Source organism: Streptomyces sp. ME02-8801-2C, from assembly GCF_033793965.1.
Classification (GTDB): domain Bacteria; phylum Actinomycetota; class Actinomycetes; order Streptomycetales; family Streptomycetaceae; genus Streptomyces.
The window spans coordinates 73,821-95,365 of record NZ_JARAXP010000006.1; the positions used below are offsets into that span (position 1 = coordinate 73,821).

General features: G+C 69.9%; 21 protein-coding genes. 14 read left to right on the forward strand and 7 right to left on the reverse strand.

Going from position 1 to position 21,545, the window contains the following annotated elements; translation table 11 throughout:
• Positions 1 to 12: 12 nt before the first annotated feature.
• Together rarD and PV396_RS20435 are read right to left on the reverse strand one after the other, a co-directional pair.
• Positions 13 to 1,011, reverse strand: coding sequence for an EamA family transporter RarD (gene rarD / locus PV396_RS20430; RefSeq protein WP_319206525.1), 999 nt, complete (start codon positions 1,009 to 1,011; stop codon positions 13 to 15).
• Positions 1,012 to 1,187: 176 nt separating this feature from the next.
• Positions 1,188 to 2,039, reverse strand: coding sequence for an NAD(P)H-binding protein (locus PV396_RS20435; protein ID WP_319206527.1), 852 nt, complete (start codon positions 2,037 to 2,039; stop codon positions 1,188 to 1,190).
• Positions 2,040 to 2,214: 175 nt separating this feature from the next.
• Here PV396_RS20435 and PV396_RS20440 point away from each other — a divergent pair, with 175 nt between their 5' ends.
• On the forward strand, positions 2,215 to 2,568 hold the full coding sequence (locus tag PV396_RS20440; RefSeq protein ID WP_319207366.1) for a helix-turn-helix domain-containing protein: 354 nt from the start codon (positions 2,215 to 2,217) through the stop codon (positions 2,566 to 2,568).
• Positions 2,569 to 2,626: 58 nt separating this feature from the next.
• Here the strand turns inward: PV396_RS20440 and PV396_RS20445 are convergent, their stop codons facing one another.
• The 5 genes from PV396_RS20445 to PV396_RS20465 all read right to left on the reverse strand — a co-directional run bounded on the left by PV396_RS20445 (position 2,627) and on the right by PV396_RS20465 (position 9,413).
• Complete coding sequence (locus PV396_RS20445) at positions 2,627 to 3,712, reverse strand: 2-oxoacid:ferredoxin oxidoreductase subunit beta (RefSeq protein WP_319206529.1); 1,086 nt, start codon at positions 3,710 to 3,712, stop codon at positions 2,627 to 2,629.
• A complete protein-coding gene (locus tag PV396_RS20450; protein ID WP_319206531.1) occupies positions 3,705 to 5,657 on the reverse strand; it encodes a 2-oxoacid:acceptor oxidoreductase subunit alpha in 1,953 nt (650 codons plus the stop codon). Before PV396_RS20450 ends, PV396_RS20445 begins: the two co-directional genes overlap by 8 nt.
• A 184-nt stretch (positions 5,658 to 5,841) precedes the next feature.
• On the reverse strand, positions 5,842 to 6,501 hold the full coding sequence (locus PV396_RS20455) for a response regulator transcription factor (protein ID WP_319207367.1): 660 nt from the start codon (positions 6,499 to 6,501) through the stop codon (positions 5,842 to 5,844).
• 146 nt (positions 6,502 to 6,647) lie between these two features.
• Entirely contained in the window at positions 6,648 to 8,021 is a 1,374-nt protein-coding gene (locus tag PV396_RS20460; protein ID WP_319206533.1) for a sensor histidine kinase, read from the reverse strand.
• 180 nt (positions 8,022 to 8,201) lie between these two features.
• On the reverse strand, positions 8,202 to 9,413 hold the full coding sequence (locus PV396_RS20465; protein ID WP_319206535.1) for a sensor histidine kinase: 1,212 nt from the start codon (positions 9,411 to 9,413) through the stop codon (positions 8,202 to 8,204).
• Positions 9,414 to 9,611: 198 nt separating this feature from the next.
• Between PV396_RS20465 and PV396_RS20470 the strand changes: the two genes are divergently transcribed.
• The 13 genes from PV396_RS20470 (at position 9,612) to PV396_RS20530 (ending at position 21,539) form a co-directional block, all read left to right on the forward strand.
• Positions 9,612 to 10,043, forward strand: coding sequence for an NADH-quinone oxidoreductase subunit A (locus PV396_RS20470; RefSeq protein WP_319206536.1), 432 nt, complete (start codon positions 9,612 to 9,614; stop codon positions 10,041 to 10,043).
• Positions 10,034 to 10,666 carry an NADH-quinone oxidoreductase subunit B family protein gene (locus tag PV396_RS20475; RefSeq protein WP_319206538.1) on the forward strand — a complete coding sequence of 211 codons (633 nt, stop codon included), beginning with the start codon at positions 10,034 to 10,036 and terminating at the stop codon, positions 10,664 to 10,666. The genes PV396_RS20470 and PV396_RS20475 overlap by 10 nt, the downstream gene beginning before the upstream one ends.
• Entirely contained in the window at positions 10,663 to 11,700 is a 1,038-nt protein-coding gene (locus PV396_RS20480) for an NADH-quinone oxidoreductase subunit C (protein ID WP_319206540.1), read from the forward strand. Before PV396_RS20475 ends, PV396_RS20480 begins: the two co-directional genes overlap by 4 nt.
• The gene (locus PV396_RS20485) at positions 11,697 to 12,665 is read left to right on the forward strand and encodes a complex I subunit 1 family protein (RefSeq protein WP_319206542.1); all 969 of its coding nucleotides are present in this window, start codon (positions 11,697 to 11,699) and stop codon (positions 12,663 to 12,665) included. The genes PV396_RS20480 and PV396_RS20485 overlap by 4 nt, the downstream gene beginning before the upstream one ends.
• Positions 12,666 to 12,667: 2 nt before the next feature.
• Positions 12,668 to 13,264 (forward strand): NADH-quinone oxidoreductase subunit I, encoded by a 597-nt coding sequence (locus PV396_RS20490; RefSeq protein ID WP_319206544.1) that lies wholly within the window; start codon positions 12,668 to 12,670, stop codon positions 13,262 to 13,264.
• Positions 13,261 to 13,956 carry an NADH-quinone oxidoreductase subunit J gene (locus PV396_RS20495; protein WP_319206546.1) on the forward strand — a complete coding sequence of 232 codons (696 nt, stop codon included), beginning with the start codon at positions 13,261 to 13,263 and terminating at the stop codon, positions 13,954 to 13,956. The genes PV396_RS20490 and PV396_RS20495 overlap by 4 nt, the downstream gene beginning before the upstream one ends.
• Positions 13,956 to 14,330, forward strand: coding sequence for an NADH-quinone oxidoreductase subunit NuoK (gene nuoK, locus PV396_RS20500; RefSeq protein WP_319206548.1), 375 nt, complete (start codon positions 13,956 to 13,958; stop codon positions 14,328 to 14,330). The genes PV396_RS20495 and nuoK overlap by 1 nt, the downstream gene beginning before the upstream one ends.
• A complete protein-coding gene (locus tag PV396_RS20505; protein ID WP_319206550.1) occupies positions 14,327 to 16,321 on the forward strand; it encodes an NADH-quinone oxidoreductase subunit L in 1,995 nt (664 codons plus the stop codon). The genes nuoK and PV396_RS20505 overlap by 4 nt, the downstream gene beginning before the upstream one ends.
• A gap of 6 nt (positions 16,322 to 16,327) precedes the next feature.
• A complete protein-coding gene (locus PV396_RS20510; protein WP_319206552.1) occupies positions 16,328 to 17,905 on the forward strand; it encodes an NADH-quinone oxidoreductase subunit M in 1,578 nt (525 codons plus the stop codon).
• Positions 17,902 to 19,413: an NADH-quinone oxidoreductase subunit N gene (locus tag PV396_RS20515; RefSeq protein WP_319206554.1), complete on the forward strand. Its 1,512-nt coding sequence runs from the start codon at positions 17,902 to 17,904 to the stop codon at positions 19,411 to 19,413. The genes PV396_RS20510 and PV396_RS20515 overlap by 4 nt, the downstream gene beginning before the upstream one ends.
• A 162-nt stretch (positions 19,414 to 19,575) precedes the next feature.
• Positions 19,576 to 20,439 (forward strand): zinc metalloprotease HtpX, encoded by an 864-nt coding sequence (gene htpX / locus PV396_RS20520; protein ID WP_319206556.1) that lies wholly within the window; start codon positions 19,576 to 19,578, stop codon positions 20,437 to 20,439.
• The gene (locus tag PV396_RS20525) at positions 20,436 to 20,831 is read left to right on the forward strand and encodes a YccF domain-containing protein (protein WP_319206557.1); all 396 of its coding nucleotides are present in this window, start codon (positions 20,436 to 20,438) and stop codon (positions 20,829 to 20,831) included. Before htpX ends, PV396_RS20525 begins: the two co-directional genes overlap by 4 nt.
• Positions 20,832 to 20,960: 129 nt before the next feature.
• Positions 20,961 to 21,539, forward strand: coding sequence for an SMI1/KNR4 family protein (locus PV396_RS20530; RefSeq protein ID WP_319206559.1), 579 nt, complete (start codon positions 20,961 to 20,963; stop codon positions 21,537 to 21,539).
• The last annotated feature ends 6 nt before the right edge of the window (positions 21,540 to 21,545 follow it).

Genomic DNA, 21,545 nt, shown 5'->3' on the forward strand with positions numbered 1-21,545 from the left:
AACGGCCCGCCGTCAGCGGCGTACGTCTTGCGGCGCCGCCTCCACCGCGACCTCCACCGCGACCTCCGCCACCGGCGGCGCCAGAACCGTCGAGTCGGCCTCCGCCCTGAGCGCCCGCGCCCCCCGCCGAGCTGTCCGCAGCGCGTCCCACGTCAGCAGGATCAGGGCCAGCCACACCAGTGCGAACCCGGCCCAGCGCTCCGGCGGCATGGCCTCGTGGAAGTAGAAGACGCCGAGGAGGAACTGGAAGACGGGGGCCAGGTACTGGAGCAGCCCCAGCGTCGACAACGGCACCCGTATCGCCGCCGCGCCGAAGCAGACCAGCGGGAGCGCGGTCACGACGCCGGTCGCCGCGAGCAGGGCCGCGTGCCCGGCGCCCTCCGTGCCGAAGGTCGAATCGCCCTGTCCGCCCAGCCACAGCAGATACGCCAGCGCGGGCAGGAACTGGACCGCGGTCTCCGCGGTCAGCGACTCGAGCCCGCCCAGGTTGACCTTCTTCTTCACCAGGCCGTACGTGGCGAAGGAGAAGGCCAGGCACAGGGAGACCCAGGGCGGCCGGCCGTATCCGATCGTCAGTACGAGCACGGCGGCCAGACAGACGCCGACCGCCGTCCACTGCGCCGGCCGCAGCCGTTCTTTCAGCAGGAGCACACCCATGGCGATGGTCACGAGCGGGTTGATGAAGTAGCCGAGGGAGGCCTCGACCACGTGCCCGGCGTTCACGGCCCAGATGTAGACGCCCCAGTTGACCGTGATGAGCGCCGCCGCGACCGTGATCAGCGCCAGCCGGCGCGGTTGCCGCAGCAACTCGCCGGCCCAGGCCCAGCGGCGCAGCACCAGCAGCGCGACGCCCACGACCGCGAGGGACCACACCATCCGGTGGGCCAGGATCTCGGCCGCCCCGGCCGGCTTCAGCAGCGGCCAGAAGAGCGGGACGAGGCCCCACATGCCGTATGCGGCGAAGCCGTTCAGCAGACCCGTGCGCTGCTCACCCGTCGGCTTGCCGACCACCGGCATCTCCCCTCGTATCAGCGCATGACCATATGGATCTGCGCTCACGACGGTAACGCCGAGCGCCCCCGGCTGTCATGTTCGTATCGGCATACGGTCATGACAGCCGGGGGTCGGCTTCCTGAGCGTCCTCGGGGGCGTGACGGGGGAGTGCGCGCCCCCGAGGGGTACCGGGGTCAGGCCTTGAGCGCGGCGGCGATCGACTCGGCGATCGGCGTGGTCGGACGGCCGGTCAGGCGGGAAAGGTCGCCCGGGGTGCCGGCCAGCTGGCCCTGCTCGATGGCGACGTCCACGCCCGCGAGGGTCGCGGCGAGGCCCTCGGGCAGGCCGACGCCGACGAGGATGCCGGTCAGGACCTCGGCGGAGACGGCGTTGTAGGCGACGTCCTTGCCGGACTGCTTGGACACCTCGGCGGCGTACTCGGCGAAGCTCCACGCGGTGTCGCCGCTCAGCTCGTACGTCGAGTTCTCGTGGCCCTCGCCGGTCAGCACCGCGACAGCGGCACCGGCGTAGTCGGCGCGCGCGGCGGAGGCGACCCGGCCCTCGCCGGCGGCCTGGGTGACACCGTGCTCGAGGGCGACGGCGAGCTGCTCGGTGTAGTTCTCGTTGTACCAGCCGTTGCGCAGCAGGGAGTACGGGACGCCGGACTCGAAGATCGCCGCTTCGGTGCCGCGGTGGTCGTCGGCGAGCGCGGCCGTCAGGGCGCCCGGGGCGCTGGTGTACGCGAGCAGCGCGGCGCCCGCGGCCTTGGCGGCCTCGATGACGACCTTGTGCTGACCGACGCGGCCCTTGTCGAACTCGTTGCCCGAGATGAGCAGCACCTTGTCGCCGGCGGCTATGACACCGTCGAAGGTCTCCGGCTGGTTGTAGTCGGCGACCGCGATCTTCACACCGCGGGCGGCGAAGCCGGAGGCCTTCTCGGCGTCGCGCACGACGGCGGTGATCTGGTCGGCCGGAACCGTCTCCAGCAGCTGCTCGACTACGTGGCGACCGAGTTGGCCGGTGGCTCCGGTGACGACGATGCTCATGGCGTTTCTCCTTGTGCGGGTGAGGACTGGCACTAACCTTAGGAGAAGCGCTAACTCTTGGAAAGTACCCACTTTGAAGTAAGGTACTCACATGGGAGTAAGTGCAGCAGTGATCACGCCGGTGAATTCGACAGCAGGAGCAGGAAGGGTGGTGGCGGGCGGCGAGGTCGAGGGCATGTGCCCGCACCGCGTCGTCCTGGAGCACGTCACCAGCCGCTGGGGTGTGCTCGTCCTCCTGGAGCTGCTGGAGCGCCCGTACCGCTTCAGCGAGCTGCGCCGGGCCATCGGCAGGGTCAGCGAGAAGATGCTCACGCAGACCCTCCAGACGCTGGAGCGCGACGGTCTGGTCCACCGGGACGCGAAGCCGGTCATCCCGCCCCGCGTCGACTACTCGCTCACCAACCTCGGCCGCGAGGCCGCCGCCCAGGTCAAGGCCCTGGCCGGCTGGACGGCGCAGCGTATGCCGGACGTCGAGGCGGCCCGCCGGGCATACGACGAGGCCCGGGCCGAAAGGGCCCGGGCCGAGTAGTCGCGCGTACTGCGTACCGTCTGCGCAAACCGATCCGCATACCGTCTGACAGGTCTGCTTATCCGACGACGGTCCAGGTGTCCCCGCCGGCGAGCAGTGCTCCGAGGTCGCCCTTGCCGTTCTGGACGATCGCCGTGTCGAGCTGCTCGGCCATCTGCGTGTCGTACACCGGCCGGTCGACGGAGCGGAAGACGCCGATGGGCGTGTGGTGCAGGGTGTCCGGGTCGGCGAGCCGGGAGAGCGCGAACGCGGTGGTCGGGGACGCGGTGTGCGCGTCGTGCACGAGCACCTCGCCCTCGTTCTCGGCGGTGACGGCGACGACCTTCAGATCGCCGGTCGCCCGGTCCCGTACGACACCCTTGGCGCCGTCGGCCCCGAACCGGATCGGCTGCCCGTGCTCCAGCCGGATCACCGCCTCCTCGGCCTGCTGCTTGTCCTTGAGGATCTCGAAGGCGCCGTCGTTGAAGATGTTGCAGTTCTGGTAGATCTCGACGAGCGCCGTACCGGGGTGGGCGGCTGCCTCGCGCAGCACGCCGGTGAGGTGCTTGCGGTCGGAGTCGACGGTACGGGCGACGAAGGACGCCTCCGCGCCGATCGCCAGCGACACCGGGTTGAAGGGCGCGTCCAGCGACCCCATGGGCGTCGACTTGGTGATCTTGCCGACCTCGCTGGTGGGCGAGTACTGGCCCTTGGTCAGCCCGTAGATCCGGTTGTTGAAGAGCAGGATCTTCAGGTTGACGTTGCGCCGCAGGGCGTGGATCAGGTGGTTGCCGCCGATGGAGAGCGCGTCGCCGTCACCGGTGACCACCCAGACGGACAGGTCGCGGCGGCTGGAGGCGAGCCCGGTGGCGATGGCGGGAGCGCGGCCGTGGATGGAGTGCATCCCGTAGGTGTTCATGTAGTACGGGAAGCGGGAGGAGCACCCGATCCCGGACACGAAGACGATGTTCTCCTTCGCCAGCCCCAGTTCGGGCATGAAACCCTGGACGGCGGCGAGGACCGCGTAGTCCCCGCAGCCGGGGCACCAGCGCACTTCCTGGTCGGACTTGAAGTCCTTCATGGACTGCCTGGCCTCGGCCTTGGGCACCAGAGTGAGTGCCTCGATCGAGCCGTTGGCGGCGCCTTCCGTTGACGTCTCAGCCATCGATGGCCTCCTTGAGAGCCGTGGCGAGCTGTTCGGCCTTGAACGGCATACCGTTGACCTGGTTGTACGAGTGGGCGTCCACCAGGTACTTCGCCCGGATCAGCGTGGCGAGCTGGCCGAGGTTCATCTCGGGGACCACGACCTTGTCGTAGCGCCTGAGCACCTCGCCGAGATTGCGCGGGAACGGATTGAGGTGGCGCAGATGGGCCTGCGCGATCGCCTCTCCGGCCGTCCGCAGCCGGCGTACCGCCGCCGTGATCGGCCCGTAGGTGGAACCCCAGCCCAGCACCAGGGTGTCGGCCGCGGCGGACGGGTCGTCGACCGTCAAATCCGGTACGTCGATGCCGTCGATCTTGGCCTGCCGGGTACGGACCATCAGGTCGTGGTTGGCCGGGTCGTACGAGATGTTGCCCGTGCCGTCCTGCTTCTCGATGCCGCCGATACGGTGTTCGAGCCCGGGGGTGCCGGGGATGGCCCATGGGCGGGCGAGAGTCTGCGGGTCCCGCTTGTAGGGCCAGAAGACCTCGGTGCCGTCCTCGAGGGTGTGGTTGGGCCCCTGCGCGAACCGCACCCGCAGATCGGGGAGTTCGTCGACCTCGGGGATGCGCCAGGGCTCGGAGCCGTTGGCGAGGTATCCGTCGGAGAGCAGGAACACGGGGGTGCGGTAGGTGAGGGCGATACGGGCGGCCTCGATGGCGGCGTCGAAGCAGTCGGCGGGTGTGCGCGGAGCCACGATCGGAACCGGCGCCTCGCCGTTGCGGCCGAACATGGCCTGAAGGAGATCGGCCTGCTCGGTCTTGGTCGGCAGCCCGGTGGAGGGCCCGCCCCGCTGGATGTCGATGACCAGCAAGGGCAGTTCCAGCGACACCGCGAGCCCGATGGTCTCGGACTTCAGCGCCACACCCGGCCCGGAGGTGGTGGTGACGGCCAGCGACCCGCCGAAGGCGGCGCCCAACGCGGCCCCGATACCGGCGATCTCGTCCTCCGCCTGGAAGGTGCGGACCCCGAAGTTCTTGTGTCTGCTCAGCTCGTGCAGGATGTCCGAGGCCGGCGTGATCGGATAAGAACCCAGGTAGAGGGGCAGATCAGCCTGCTGACCGGCCGCGATGAGCCCGTACGACAGGGCCAGGTTCCCCGAGATGTTGCGATACGTGCCGGTGGGGAACGCGGTCGAGGCCGGAGCGACCTCGTAACTGACGGCGAAGTCCTCGGTCGTCTCCCCGAAGTTCCAGCCGGCCCTGAACGCGGCGAGGTTGGCGGCCGCGATCTCGGGCTTCTTGGCGAACTTGGCGGCCAGGAACTTCTCGGTGCCCTCGGTCGGCCGGTGGTACATCCACGACAACAGCCCCAGCGCGAACATGTTCTTGCTGCGCTCGGCCTCCTTGCGGGAGAGCGCGAACTCCTTGAGCGCCTCCACCGTGAGGGTGGTCAGCGGCACCGGATGCAGGCTGTACCCGTCGAGCGAACCGTCCTCCAGCGGACTGGCCGCGTACCCCACCTTCTGCATGGCCCGCTTGGTGAACTCGTCCGTGTTGACGATGATCTCCGCGCCGCGCGGCACATCTGCGAGGTTCGCCTTCAGCGCGGCCGGATTCATCGCCACGAGCACGTTCGGCGCGTCCCCGGGCGTGAGGATGTCGTGGTCGGCGAAATGCAGCTGGAAAGACGAAACGCCCGGCAGGGTCCCTGCGGGCGCTCGGATCTCGGCCGGGAAGTTCGGCAGAGTGGACAGATCGTTCCCGAAGGACGCGGTCTCGGAGGTGAAGCGGTCCCCCGTGAGCTGCATACCGTCCCCGGAGTCCCCCGCGAACCGAATAATCACCCGATCGAGGCGGCGTACGGTCTTGACGCCCGCCGCGTTGCGCTGTTCTCCCACGACGGCTCCGACGTCTGAGCCGGCCTTCTCCGCTGAACTGTCCGCTGGACTGCTGACCTGGCTGGTCACTGAACTGGACCTCCTTCGAGGCGGCGGCCTGGGAGCGGTCCTCCCGCGGACCCTCCCAGGATCAACAGTACGTCGGTAAGGGCGACCTTCCCTTGACGATCGCATGATGGACGCCTGTTTGAGACGGTTGGGCGCCCCGAGTTGTCATGATGTGCCGCCCCGACGCTGACACGGTGTCAGGTGATCATGAGTTGAGGTAGGTCAGAACGGCCAGGACACGCCGGTGATCGCCGTCGCTCGGGGACAGCCCCAGCTTCAGGAAGATGTTGCTGACGTGCTTCTCGACGGCACCGTCACTGACGACGAGCTGCCGTGCGACGGCCGAATTGGTCCGGCCCTCGGCCATGAGCCCCAGTACCTCGCGCTCCCGGGGGGTGAGCCCGGCGAGTACGTCCTGCTTACGGCTGCGGCCCAGCAACTGGGCCACGACCTCCGGATCGAGCGCGGTACCCCCCTGGGCGACCCGCACCACCGCGTCCACGAACTCCCGCACCTCGGCGACCCGGTCCTTCAGCAGATACCCCACGCCCCGACTGGACCCGGCGAGCAACTCGGTCGCGTACCGCTCCTCCACGTACTGCGACAGCACGAGCACCCCGAGCTCCGGATGCGATTTCCGCAGCTGTACGGCGGCCCGGACCCCTTCGTCCGTATGGGTGGGCGGCATCCGCACATCCGCCACGACCACGTCCGGGAGCTCGCCCTGCGCGGCGAGCTCGGTGATGGTCTTGATCAACGCGGCCCCGTCACCCACCCCGGCGACGACATCATGCCCGCGGTCGGTCAACAACCTGGTCAGGCCCTCCCTGAGCAGCACCGAATCCTCGGCGATGACCACCCGCACCCTGTCCTCCACGATCCCGGCCCCCCATACCCCGTCCGAACACCAGGCACCAGCATCGCACTGCCGACCTGTTCGGCGTCCGGCGTTCGAGAACGAGCGCGTTCAGCGCGAATGGGGGGTCTTGGGGTGATCCCCCAACAACTGGCTCATCCCCTCCACGGCAGCTCCGCCGTTACCCGAGTAGGCCCACCGACCGGTGAATCCACCACCAGAATCCCGTCCACCGCGTCGAGCCGCCCCGCCAGTCCCGCCAACCCGGACCCGCCGGAGGCATCCGCGCCCCCCACCCCGTCATCCACCACCTGCAGCATCAGCCGGTTCTCCACCCGCCACACATCCACCGACGCCCCCGACGCCCGCGCGTGCTTGCTCACGTTCTGCAGCAGCTCCGACACCGTGAAGTACGCGATCCCCTCGATCGCCGCCGCCGGCCGCTCCGCCAGATCCACTTCCACCCGCACCGGCACCGCACACCGGGAAGCCACCGCGGACAGCGCCGCGTCCAGCCCACGGTCGGTCAGCACCGCCGGATGGATCCCGCGCGCCAGGTCCCGCAGCTCCTGCAGCGCCGTCTTCACCTCACCGTGCGCCTCGTCCACCATGCGCGCCGCGGCCCGCGGATCCTCCGTGAGCTTCTCCTTCGCGAGCCCCAGATCCATCGCCAGGGCCACCAGCCGGGCCTGCGCCCCGTCGTGCAGATCCCGCTCGATACGCCGCAGATCAGCGGCGGCGGTGTCGACGACGACCCCCCGGCCGGACTCCAGCTCGACCACCCGCTTCGCCAGCCGCGACGGCCCGAGCAGCCCCTGCACCATCAGCCGGTCCACGACGGTCAGCGCCCGCACTATCCAGGGCGTGGCCATGGTGAACAGCAGCCCGACCAGCGCGGTCACCGTGATCTCGAACGGGTTGTCGAGGTGGATGCTGTGGGTCTCGTCGCCGTACAGCTGGAGACCGTCCTGTCCGCCGTACATCGGGAACAGCCAGAACCACAGCGGGTACGTGAGCAGCGCCCAGCCGTACACCCAGAACATCACCGCGACCACGAACGAGAACATCGCCCACGGCAGATGCAGCACCGAGTACAGCAGATGCCGCCACGAGGTACCGCTCTTGAGGACGGCCCCCATCCAGCCCGCCGCCCCGGCCTTGCGTGCGCGCACCGGCTCCGGTTCCGGCATCTCGAGTCCGAGCAGCCCGCGCGCCATCTTCCGCTCCAGCACACCGAACCCCCGGCATCCGGCCAGACCCACGGCCAGCACCGGAATCCCGAGGAAGGTGATGAGGAGAATCGAACCGGTGAGCGCAAAGGTGAAGGCGTAGGAGAACATCAGCACGCTGACCGGCAGGCTCAGCAGCACGTACCCGAGCTCACGCCAACTCCGCGCCTCGACGGGCGCCCGCAGGGCGGCCGGCAACCGAGGCCGCCGCCCCTGCCCGGCGCCCCCGTCGGCCGCCCCGTGGAATCCGGCCCCGGGGCCGCCCCGCTGCCCGTACCCCTGCCCGTACTCCATGGTCATGGTCCCCGTCCGTTCCGCTGGTCGTCTGGTGAGATTCATCTGATCGTCTGATCGGCTCGTCTGCCATCAGCCTGCTCGCACCGAGCCCCACGGACCATGGAGCACGTAGGCGTCTTCCCCCGGGGGTTTTCCCTACCTACGCCCGGACACCTGTGTGTCGGATATCTGCGCGCTGGACGCCTACGCCTCGATCCGTTCCCGCCACGGCAGCTCGGCCGTGACCGTCGTGGGCCCGCCCTCGGGCGACTCGATGACGAACAGCCCGTCCACCGCGCCCAGCCGCTCCGCGAGCCCCGCCATCCCCGTACCGCCGTCCAGCCGAGCCCCACCGCGCCCGTCGTCCCAGACCTGGATCAGCAGCCGGTCGTCGGTACGCCAGACGTCGACAGACGCGTTCCGCGCACCGCTGTGCTTGCTGATGTTCTGGAGCAGCTCGGAGACCGTGAAATAGGCGATCCCCTCGATGGCGGCGGCCGGCCTGGCCGGCAGATCGGCGGTCACCTGCACCGGCACGGTGCACCGCGAGGCAACCGAGGACAGCGCCGCGTCCAGCCCACGGTCGGTCAGTACGGCCGGATGGATCCCGCGCGCCAGATCCCGCAGCTCCTGAAGCGCGAGCTTCACCTCGCCGTGCGCCTCCTCGACCATCGCGGCCACATGTTCGTCGGCCTGCCCCTCGAGCAGCTTCTCCTTGGCCAGCCCGAGCCCCATCGCGAGGTTCACCAGCCGCGCCTGCGCCCCGTCGTGCAGATCGCGCTCGATACGCCGCAGATCGGCGGCGGCGGTATCGACGACGACCCCCCGGTCGGACTCCAGTTCGGCGATACGGCGTTCCAGCTCGTCGGAGGGGGACAGCAGCCCGCGCACCATCGCCCGGTCCACGTTCGTGAGCCCCCGGGCCAGGAACGGCAGCACCGGCCACAGCACGAAGAGCGACACGAGCACGAGGGAGAAGGTGAAAACGCCCCACGGCAACCGGACGAAGTCGTACAGCATGGTGCGCCAGCCGACCGGGTCCTTCAGCGCGAGCATCAACCGCCCGAAGAACCCGAGCTTCCGGCCCCGGGCACCCCGCCCGCGCCCCAGCGGCAGCGGACTCGGCTCGTCCACCTGAACCCCGAGCAACGCCCTGGCCCGCGCCCGCTCGAACCGGCCCAGCAGACGAGCGCCCAGCAGCCCGGCGGCGAGCATCGGAAGACCGATCACCGTGAGGGTGAGGAAGGAACCCACACTCACCACGGTCACCACGTAGACAAAGCCGAACAACGCCATCGGCAGATTGGCCAGGAGGTGAACGATCTCCTTCCACGTGCGCGGGTCGAGGGCGAAACGGACAGGGGGCAGTCGGTCGCCCTCGGTTTCCGCGCTGGTGGCGGTCATACGTGCGGTCATGACCGTCAGCCTGCCCGCCGCCGCGCGACGGCGCCATGAGGCGGTCCGCCCCGCGACCCGGGGGGAAACCCCACCTTGTGCGCGATCTCGGGCATGGCCATGTGTGACGGGCTGCTTACGGTCTCTTTAGCAGGCCCTAGACTCCCGTCCGTACGGATCTCCGACAGATCTCACGAGGCCAGGGAGCGAGGGACGGACATGCCGGTACCGACCGCCGCAGCCACGACGGGGTACACGGAGTACCCGGAACACATCGCAGCGTCGGAGTACTTCCACTCCTACTCCGTCGTAGGACTGCTCGCCGCCGTCGGCGTGCTCTTCGTCGCGGTCGCCTTCGGGGCCGGCCGACTGCTGCGCCCCGTGGTCCCGACCCCCGAGAAACTCCTCACGTACGAGTGCGGTGTCGACCCCGTCGGCGAGGGCTGGGCCCACACCCAGGTCCGCTACTACGTCTACGCCTTCCTCTACGTCATCTTCGCCGTCGACTCGATCTTCCTGTTCCCCTGGGCGACCGTCTTCGCGGCCCCCGGCTACGGCGCGGCCACCCTCGTCGAGATGTTCGTCTTCCTCGGCTTCCTGGCCGTGGGCCTGCTCTACGCATACAAGAAGGGCGTCCTGACATGGACGTGACGCCAGAAACGAACCCCCCGAAGCCCGCGCCCGTGCCAGTGCCCGTGCTTCTGCCGGAGCCGAAGCGCCTGGGCGCCCTCGCCCGCCTGGCCCCGGAGCCGATGAAGGTGGTCCTGAACTGGGGCCGCCGCTATTCGCTCTGGGTCTTCAACTTCGGCCTCGCCTGCTGCGCGATCGAGTTCATCGCAGCGTCCATGGCCCGTCACGACTTCATCCGCCTCGGCGTGATCCCCTTCGCCCCCGGACCGCGCCAGGCCGACCTGATGGTGGTCTCCGGCACGGTCACGGACAAGATGGCCCCGGCTGTACGACGCCTGTACGAACAGATGCCCGAACCCAAATACGTCATCTCCTTCGGCGCTTGCAGCAACTGCGGCGGCCCGTACTGGGACTCCTACTCCGTGACGAAGGGCGTCGACCAGATCATCCCGGTCGACGTGTACGTCCCCGGCTGCCCGCCCCGCCCCGAGGCGCTGCTCCAGGGCATCCTCAAACTCCAGGAGAAGATCGCCCGCGAGTCCCTGGGCGAGCGGTACGCGTCCGGAACGGCGGCGCGCCCGTCCCCGGCCGCGCTCCAGAGCCCCCTCGTGAAGCCGCCAGCCGCGGGGGAGGCCGGCAGATGACGACCACCGGCTGGCTGCCCGCCCCCACCGAGGAACTCTTCGGTACGGAGGCCACGGCCGAGGAGTCCTACGACGTCCTGACCGTCGACGTCCCCCCGGCATCCTGGACCTCGGCCCTGCTGACAGCACGCGACCTCCTCTCCTGCACCTACTTCGACTGGCTCAGCGCGGTCGACGAACCGGGCACCGGCTTCCGCATTGCCGCCCACGTCGTCGCCCTCACCCCGGTCCGCCGCCTCCTTGTACGGACTACAGTCCCGCACGAGTCCCCTGTGCTCCCCTCCCTCGTGAACGTCTACGCGGGCGCCGCCTGGCACGAACGCGAGACCCACGAGATGTTCGGCGTACGTTTCGAGGGCCACCCCGGCCTGGACCACCTCCTCCTCCCCGAGAACTTCGAGGGGCACCCTCTCCGCAAGGACTTCGTCCTCGCGGCCCGCGTCGCGAAGGCCTGGCCGGGCGCGAAGGAACCGGGGGAGTCGGAACACGGTGGACCCAAGCGCCGCCAGATGCTCCCGCCCGGCGTCCCCGACCCCAACGAGTGGGGCCCCCTGAAGGGCCAGCTCCCCCCGGCCCCGACCCGCCCGGCCCGCGCCGCCACCGCCCGAGCCACAGGCGACCGCCCGGTACGCCGCACCCGAACAGCCTCAGACGGCTCGGCAACCCAGACCCCGGCAAGTCAGACGCCGACAGCCCAGCCCCAGGAAGCCCGGCCCCCGGCGACGGAGGGTGCACCTGCGGAAGGCACACCCACGACAGGCACGCCCCCAGAGACCCCGTCAGCCCCTCCAGCCTCACCCACCGCACCCCGTCGAGCGCGCAGCGCGAGCCAGGGATCGGCATCCCAGCGCGTGCGGACACCGGCGACCGAGGCCCCCGAGACACCACCCACGGCCGACGCCCCTTGGCACCACGCCCGCCCCGCCTTCGACGAGCCCACCCCGAAGACCACGGACCCGGCCGAATCCCCCGCCCCTGAAGAGGCCACCCCCGAGAACCCCACCCCCGAGAACCCCTCAGGAGGCTCGCAGTGAACGACGTGCTCGACGTCGCCCTGCGACTCCTGATCGTCTTCGTCGTCTTCCTCACCTTCCCCCTGATCGTCGGTCAGACCGAACACAAGGTGATGGCCCACATGCAGGGCCGCCTCGGCCCGATGTACGCCGGCGGCTTCCACGGCTGGGCCCAACTCGTCGCGGACGGCGTCAAGTTCGCGCAGAAGGAAGATGTTGTCCCGGCCGATGCCGACCGCCGTGTCTTCCAGCTCGCCCCCGCCGTCGCTCTCCTTCCGTACCTCCTCGTCCTCCTCGCCATCCCGATCGGCCCGGGTGACGGCGCCGTGGGCGAGGTCGTCGACGCGGGCATCTTCTTCGTCCTCGCCGTCATGGGCGTCGGCGTCCTCGGCTCGCTCATGGCCGGCTGGGCGTCGGCCAACAAGTTCTCCCTCCTGGGCGGCCTGCGCACCGCGGCCCAACTCCTCGCCTACGAACTCCCGATGCTGCTCACCGCGGCCTCGGTCGCGATGGCCGCCGGAACCGTCTCGATCCCCGGCATCCTCGACGCCTTCCAGTGGTGGTGGCTGCCCTGGCAGATCGTCGGCGCGATCGTCTTCTTCGTGGCCGGCCTCGCCGAACTCCAGCGGCCCCCCTTCGACATGCCGGTGGCCGACTCGGAGATCATCTTCGGCGCCTACACCGAGTACACCGGCCTTCGCTTCGCCCTCTTCCTCCTCGCCGAATACGCCGGAATCGTCGTCCTGTGCGGTCTGACCACCGTCCTCTTCCTGGGCGGCTGGCACGGCCCCTGGGCCGCCGACGGCCTGGGCTGGGTCTGGACCCTCCTGAAGACGGCAGTGCTGGCCTTCGTCGTGATCTGGCTGCGCGTCACCTACCCCCGCCTGCGCGAGGACCAGTTGCAAAAGCTCTCCTGGACCCTCCTCGTTCCCCTCTCCCTAGCCCAGATCGCCCTCACCGGCATCGTGAAGGTGGTGATCTCGTAACCATGGCTGAACCTCTCCCGCCCACCGGGTCCCGCATCCCCGGCCTCGGCCTGGCCAAGGGCCTGGCCGTCACCCTCCGCACGATGACGAAGAAGACCGTCACCGCGCAGTACCCGGACGCCCAGCCCGACCTCCCGCCCCGCTCGCGCGGAGTCATCGGCCTCTTCGAGGAGAACTGCACGGTCTGCATGCTGTGCGCTCGTGAGTGCCCGGACTGGTGCATCTACATCGACTCCCACAAGGAGACGGTCCCGGCCGCCGCCCCCGGTGGCCGCGAGCGCAGCCGCAACGTCCTCGACCGTTTCGCCATCGACTTCTCCCTCTGCATGTACTGCGGTATCTGCATCGAGGTGTGCCCCTTCGACGCCCTCTTCTGGTCCCCGGAGTTCGAGTACGCCGAGACCGACATCCACGAACTCACCCACGAACGCGACAAGCTCCGCGAGTGGATGTGGACGGTCCCGGCCCCACCCGCCCTCGACCCCGCCGCCGAGGAACCGAAGGAGATTGCCGCCGCCCGGAAGACGGCGGAGAAGCTGGCCGCCGCGACGCAGGCCGAGTCGGCCGAGCCCGCTGATCCCCAGGGAGGAGACTCGTGACCCTCACCGCAGCCACCGCCACCGCGGCGCACGCCACGACCGCCGCCTCCGAGACCCACGGCTTCCTCTCCCCGACCGGCGTCGAGATCGCTTTCCTGCTCGTCGGCCTCGTCACCTTCGGCGCCGCGCTCGTCACCGTCACCACCCGGCAGCTCGTGCACGCCGCCCTGTGGCTGGTAGTGGCCCTCGGCGGCCTCGCCGTCGAATACCTCCTCCTCACGGCCGAGTTCATCGCCTGGGTACAGGTCCTCATCTACGTCGGTTCCATCGTCGTTCTCCTCCTCTTCGGTCTGATGCTCACCAAGGCCCCCATCGGCCGCTCCCCGGACGCCGACTCCGGCAACAGGTGGGCCGCCCTCGCCGTGGCCCTCGCCTCCGCCGCCGCACTGGTCTGGGTGGTCGTCGACGCCTTCCGCACGACGTGGATCGACCTGGACGGCGCCCCCGCCGGCTCCACCGCCGTCACCGGCGCGAGCCTCTTCCAGAACTGGGTCCTCCCCTTCGAGGCCCTCTCCGTCCTTCTCCTCGCGGCCCTGGTCGGGGCGATCGTCCTGTCCCGCAAGTCGAAGGCGGAGTCGAGCTCTCCCCCTGTGAACTCCCGGGCCGCGACCGATGGTTCCCCATCTGTCCCGGACTCCCGGAATCACCCGATCGAGCGAACCGACCCGGCCGAGCAGGAAGGTGCCCGCTGATGCACCTCGCCTATCCCGCCGTTCTCTCCGCCCTCCTCTTCTGCACCGGCCTCTACGGCGTCCTGGCCCGCCGCAACGCGATCCTGGTCCTGATGTCCGTCGAGCTGATGCTCAACGCCGTCAACCTCAACCTCGTCGCATTCGACGTCTGGCTCAGCAGGACCACCCGGGAGACCCTGCACTCCGGGCAGGCACTCACCCTGTTCACCATCGCCATCGCCGCCGCCGAGATCGGCATCGGCCTGGCGATCGTCCTCGCCGTCCACCGGGGCCGCGGCACCGCGGACATCGACAAGCTCCGCGACACCGCCGAGCCGCACGGCCCCGACGAAGCCGCCCTCACGGAAGACGAGAAGGCTGAGGCCACCGCGTGACCACGACCACCCTCGCCGTCCTCGTCCCCCTCCTCCCGTTCCTGGGCGCCGCGGCCGGCCTGCTCCTGGGCCGCACCGCCCCCGGCTTCGTACGCCCCCTCGCCGTACTGCCGCCCCTCACGGCACTCGCCCTCGCCGTGATCGTCGCCGCACGCCAGGGCGGCGACCGGGCCGTCGACGCCACCACCGAACTCACCCCCACCGGCTCGGTCCCCGTCGAACTGGCCCTGCACATCGACGGCTTCGCTGTTCTCGTCGCCGTCCTCGTCGCCCTCGTCGCGACCTGCGTGCAGATCTACTCCACGGGCTACCTGCGCGACGACCCGCGCTACCCCTCGTACGCCGCTCTCGTCTCCCTCTTCACCTCCGCGATGCTGCTCGTCGTCTACTCCGGCGACCTGATGGTGCTGCTGGTCGGCTGGGAGATCATGGGCATCTGCTCGTACTTCCTGGTCGGGCACTACTGGGAGACGCCGGAAGCCCGCGCAGCCTCCCTCAAGGCCTTCCTCGTCACCAAACTCGGTGATGTCCCCTTCCTGATCGGCCTGTTCGCGCTCGCCACCGACGCCGGGTCCTTCCGGATCACGAAGATCCTCGCCACCGTCGCGACCGGTGGACTCGACCACCCGACGCTGGTCGCCCTGCTGCTCCTGGCCGGCGTGGCGGGCAAGTCGGCGCAGTTCCCGCTGCACACCTGGCTCCCCGACGCGATGGCGGGCCCCACTCCCGTCTCCGCGCTGATCCACGCCGCGACGATGGTCGCCGCCGGTGTCTACTTCATCGCCCGCCTCCTCCCGGTCTTCGCGGCCTCCTCGGCCGCACTGGTCGTCCTTGCCGTCATGGCCGCCGTCACGATGGCCGGCTCCGCCCTCGCGGCCCTCGCCCAGGACGACATCAAGCGCGTCCTCGCCTACTCGACGATCGGCCAGCTCGGCTACATGACCGGCGCCCTCGCTGTCGGCGACCGCGGCGCCGCCGTCTTCCACCTCCTCACCCACGGCGCCTTCAAGGCGCTGCTCTTCCTCGCCGCCGGCGTGATCATCCACGCCGCCGGCACCAACTCGCTGGCCGCCATGTCCCGCATGGGCCACCTGCGCGACCGCGTCCCCGACGCCTACTGGACGATGACCGTGGCGCTTCTCGCCCTCGCCGCGATCCCGCCCTTCAGCGGCTTCTTCTCCAAGGAGTCCGTCCTCGGCGCCGCCGAACACGTGACCGCCGGCCACGCCGAGGGCATCCCCGAGGCCGCCGGCTGGATCGTCCTCGTCGCCGGCCTGGTCTCGGCCCTGCTCACCGCCGCCTACGCCACCCGCCTGTGGCTGCTCGCCTTCCGTGGCCGCGGCCCCGACGCCCCCGACCACGGCAGGCAGCCCGTCGCGATGACCGCGGTGCTCTGGGTGCTCGCGGTCCCGTCCCTCGCCCTGGGCGGGTTCGCCTACGGCAGGCTGCCCGACTGGTTCGACGGCCACGACCTGAACCCGACCCTCACCACTTCCGTCCTCGGCACGGGAGTGGCCCTGATCGGCGGCATCCTCACCTACGGAGCCTGGCGCCACACCACCGCGTCGGCGGCCCGCGTCCCCCTGGGCGCGGTCGCCGCCCACCCGGACGCCGACGGCGGCCTGGTCGAGGCCGAGGCCATCGCCGCCCATACCCCCGCCTACGGAGACGTGGCCAGCGCACCCGACCCGGCGGACCCCGGCCGCCTCCTGCTCGGCCCGCTGCACCGCCACGCGGCCTTCGGCTTCCACCTGGACGCGCTGTACACGGCGCTGTTCGTCCGCCCGGTCCAGGCCGGCGCGACCCTCGTCCGGTTCCTCGACCGTGAGGTCGTCGAAACCTACGTACGCGGTGCCAGTGCCGTGCCCCGCCTGCTGGGTACCGCCGTACGGCGCGCCCAGACCGGCAACGTCCAGACCTATGTGAGCGCGCTGCTCGCCGGCACCGTCGTCCTGGTGGTCGCCGTCCTCCTCGTCGCCACGGGAGCGTGAGCAGGCGTGATCGATATCAACGAGTCAGTGATGCAGTTCCTTCTGGCATTCCTCGTCGTGGGCCCGCTGATCGGAGCCGTCGCCGCTCTCCTGCCGGCCCCGCCCGGGCTGAAGGGGAAGTCGCCGGAGCAGGCCGTGCTGCGGCACGGGGTGACCGTCACCGGCGTGGTGCTCATCGCCGCGATCGCCCTGGCGCTCGGCTTCGACCACGACCACCCGTCGAAGATGCAGGCCACGACCGACATCAGCTGGATCCCCGCACTCGACGTGCGGATCCACCTCGGCGTCGACGGCATTTCCCTCCCCCTTCTTGTCCTGAGCGCGCTCCTCACCTTCCTCTGCGCGCTCTACTCCTACTTCAAGCTGCCCTCCGGCCCCTCCCCGAAGGCCTTCGTCGCACTCCTTCTCGTCCTTGAGTCCGGCACCCTCGCCACCTTCGCCGTCCTCGACCTGCTGCTGTTCTTCCTTGCCTTCGAGATGGTGCTCATCCCGATGTACTTCCTCATCGCCCGCTGGGGCGGTGAGCAACGGACCCGGGCGGCCTGGAAGTTCATCCTCTACACCCTGCTCGGATCCGTGGTCATGTTGTTGGGCCTGCTCCTGATCGGGACCAAAGCGGGCACGTTCGACATCATGGCACTCGCCACTGACAACGGCTCAGGCCTGACCACATCAGTGCAGGTCACCGCCGTTTTGGCGATCGGAATCGGGCTCGCGGTCAAGACCCCGATGTGGCCGCTGCACAGCTGGCTGCCTGACGCCCACACCGCCGCCCCGACCGTCGGCTCGGTCCTGCTGGCGGGAGTGCTGCTGAAGATGGGCACGTACGGGTTCGTGCGCATCCTGCTGCCGGTCGCGCCCGACGGATTCCGGACCTTCGCGCCCTACCTCGCCGCCTTCGCCGTCGTCGGGATCATCTACGGCTCCCTGGCCTGCCTGGCCCTCGCCCGACGGGGCGCGAAGGGCGACCTCAAACGGCTCATCGCCTACTCCTCCGTCGGCCACATGGGCTTCGTCCTGCTCGGCATCGCCACCATGACCCCGACCGGCGTGAACGGCGCGCTCTTCGCCAACATCGCCCACGGCCTCATCACCGGCCTCCTCTTCTTCCTGGTCGGCGCGCTGAAGGACCGCACGGGCACCACCGACCTCGACACCCTCGCCGACCGCACCGGCGCCGCCCTCTACGGCCGGGCCCCGCGCCTCGGCGGCCTTCTGGCCTTCGCCGCTGTCGCCTCGCTCGGACTGCCCGGCCTCGCCGGGTTCTGGGGCGAGATGCTGGCCCTGTTCGGCGCCTTCAACCCCGCCGACGACCTCAGCCGCCCCGCCTTCCTCACCTTCACGGCGATCGCCGCGTTCGGGACCCTGCTCACCGCCGCGTACATGCTCGTCGTCGTACGCCGCGTCTGCATGGGAGCCGCCCCACAGCCGGACGCCCCCCGGCTCGCCGACGTGCAGACGTACGAATTCGCCGCCTGGGCCCCGCTCGTCGCCCTCACCGTCGTCGCCGGACTGTGGCCGAAGGCCCTCCTCGGCCTGACCGACCCGGCCGTCCAGCAGCTCCTCTCAGGAGGCCCCCGATGAGCTCCCTGGCCCAGTCCGTCGTCCAGTCCGTCGACTGGCTCGCCGTCGCACCGCCCACCGTCGCCGCCCTCGTGGGACTCGCCGTGCTGGTCATGGACCTGTTCCTCGGCGACAGCAGAAAGGCACTCCTCGGCTGGATCTCGGTCGCCGGCCTGGTCGTCTCCGCCCTCCTGCTGCTGCCGCTGCTGGACGGCGACCGCTCCACCTTCTGCCTCACCGGCGGCACGGACGTGTGCAGCTACACGGCCGACCGCTTCACCCTCGTCATCCAGTTCCTGGTGCTCGGCGGCGCACTGCTCGCCGCGCTCATCTCGGTCACCGCCCTCAAGGACGCCGACCGAGTACTCCCCGAAGGGGAGTACTGGTTCCTGCTGCTGTCCTCCGCAGCCGGAGCGGCCCTGCTGCCCGCCTCGCGCGACCTCGCGACGCTGATCGTCGCCCTGGAGGTCGCCTCCCTGCCCGCATTCGCCCTCGTCGGCATCCGGCACGGCGACCGCAAGTCCTCCGAAGCTGCCCTGAAGTTCTTCCTGTCGTCCGTGACGGCGACCGCGGTCAGCCTCATGGGCATCAGCTTCGTGTACGCGGCCACCGGCACCCTCTACCTCACCGAGATCGCCGACCGGATCCAGCACGTCGACCCGCAGCTCCACACCCTCGCCCAGGCAGGCGTCGTCCTCACCCTCATCGGCTTCGCCTTCAAAACGGCCGCCGTACCCTTCCACTTCTGGGTCCCCGACACGTACGTGGGGGCGCCCCTGCCGATCGCCGCCTATCTGTCCGTCGTCGGCAAGGCCGTCGGCTTCTCCGGCCTGATCCTCGTCACCGTCGTCGCCTTTCCCTCGTACGCCGACGTCTGGGGCCCGGCGCTGGCAGCCCTCGCCGCGCTCACCATGACCGTCGGCAACGTCGGCGCGCTGCGCCAGCAGTCCACGCGCGCGTACAGCGCCGTACGCCTGCTCGCCTGGTCCTCCGTCGGCCAGGCCGGCTACCTCCTGGTCCCGATCGCCGCCGCCGCGTACTCCGACGACGCCCAGAAGTCGATCGGCTCCACCGTCGCGTACGCCCTCATGTACGCCGCCGTGAACCTCGGCGCCTTCGCGGTCGCGGCCCTGGTGGCCCGTACGAAGCCCCTGAACCGCCTCAACGACTACCGAGGCCTGTACGCCACCCGCCCCTTGCCGGCGCTCGTCCTGGGCTTCTTCCTGCTGTGCCTCGCCGGACTGCCGCCGGGCATCATCGGCCTCTTCGCGAAGGTCACCGTCTTCTCCGCGGCCGTCGACGCCGGACTCGGCTGGCTGGCCGTCATCATGGCCGTCAACGTGGTGATCGCCCTCTTCTACTACCTCCAGTGGACGGCCCTGCTCTTCCGCGCCCCCGAAGGAGACGAGGAACACCACCGCGCCCCGGCTCCCCTCACGGCGGCGATCGCCCTGACCGCCGTTCTCGGCATCGCCCTCTCCGGCGCCCCCCAACTGGTACTGCGGTTCGCCGACGCCGGCCTGTTCTGACCCCCGCGGGCCGCCCGCGCGCGTGGACCTCACCCGAACGGGCCACGCGCGCCTGAGCGCACGCAAGGGAACTGTGCATCCCCGCCTGGCGTTGACCAGTACAGAAGGGTCCACTGGACCTGACACCAGGGTTCCCCTGCCGCACTACTTGGAGGGCGTACCGTGCACCGCCGGCACAACGGGCTCAGGACAGCCCTTCTCCTCGGGGGACTGTCCGCACTCATCATCGTCATCGGCAGCTTCTTCGGCCGTGCAGGCCTGGTGATCGCGCTCTTCGTCGCGATCGGCACGAACGCGTACGCGTACTGGAACAGCGACAAACTGGCTCTACGCGCGATGCGCGCCCGCCCGGTGAGCGAATTCGAGGCCCCGGCCCTGTACCGCATGGTCCGGGACCTCTCCACGCAGGCCCGCCAGCCCATGCCGCGCCTGTACATCTCACCGACCGAAGCACCCAACGCGTTCGCGACGGGACGCAATCCGCGCAACGCGGCCGTCTGCTGCACCGACGGCATCCTGCACATCCTGGACGAGCGCGAACTGCGCGGCGTCATCGGCCATGAGCTGAGTCATGTCTACAACCGCGACATCCTCATCTCGTCGGTCGCCGGCGCACTGGCCTCCGTGATCATGTTCCTGGTCAACTTCGCCTGGCTGATCCCGATCGGCCGCTCGAACGACGACGACGGCCCCGGCATCCTCGGCATGATCATGATCCTGATCCTGGGTCCGCTTGCGGCCACCCTCATCCAACTGGCCATCAGCCGCTCCAGAGAGTACGAGGCCGACGCGTCGGGCGCACAGCTCACCGGTGACCCCCTGGCCCTCGCCAGCGCCCTGCGCAAACTGGAAGCGGGCACGAAGCAACTCCCGCTGCCACCCGAGCCGCGCATCGAGACCGCGAGCCACATGATGATCGCGAACCCCTTCCGCCCGGGCCAGGGACTCTCCAAGATGTTCTCTACGCACCCGCCGATGGCGGAGCGCATCGCCCGGCTCGAAAAGATGGCAGGTCGCCACCAGTGAAGACAATCCTCAACGTCATTTGGCTCGTCCTGAGCGGCTTCTGGCTGTTCCTCGCCTATCTGGGCGCCGGCTTGCTGCTGTGCATCACCGTGATCGGCATTCCGTTCGGCATCGCCTCTTTCCGTATCGGTGCGTACGCCCTGTGGCCCTTCGGGCGTACGACGATTGAGCGTCGCGACGCGGGCGCCCCCTCCTGCGTCGGCAACGTCCTGTGGCTGGTCCTCGCGGGCTGGTGGCTGGCACTGGCCCACGTCGTCACCGGCGTTCTCCTGTGCGTCACGATCATCGGCATCCCGTTCGGCATCGCCAACTTCAAGCTCATTCCCGTCTCACTGCTGCCGCTGGGCCGCGAAATCGTGCCGACGGACCAGCCGTTCAGCTCGCGCTGGTAGCACGGCCGGGCGGGGCGCCACCGTCCCCGCCCGACCATTTATCCACAGCCGGGCGATGGGATCGCACCCCCGCCCGCGGGTTATCCACAGGCCGGCTCGATTGTCAGTGGCGGCCTGCATGATGAACCCATGACCGAGATCGAGCAGTTGCTGACACGGGTGGCGGCCGAAGCCCGCAACACCCGTCCGTGGGGGTGGCCTTCACTCCCCGCTCCCGTGGACCCGGCCACGCTCGACCGCGCCGAGGCCGCTCTCGGCTTCTCCCTGCCCCCGCTCCTCGCCGCGCTCTACCTCCGGATAGGAGACGGCGGATTCGGCCCGTCCTACGGTCTGGTGCCCCTGCTCGACAGCCCGCCCGCGGGCGAGCCGCCCGCGGTCGCCCAGTACCTCGCCAAACGCGCGGAGGCCCGCAAGGACCCGGAGTGGCCCTGGCCCGAGGGCATCCTGCCGATATCCCACTGGGGCTGCGGGATGTACGCCTGCGTGGACTGCAGCACTCCACAGGGCACGGTCCTGCTCTTCGAGCCGAACGCCGACGACGCCGACCACGCCTGGTACACCGACGCCCCTGGCCTCGCGGAGTGGCTGCACACCTGGCTCGACGGCACCGGCTGGTACGAGGAGTCCAACGACGACACGGACCTGGAACCCTGGCCCGAATTCCGCATACGTACGGCTACCGCGACGCCGCCGTCCCAGTCGCAGTAGCCGACG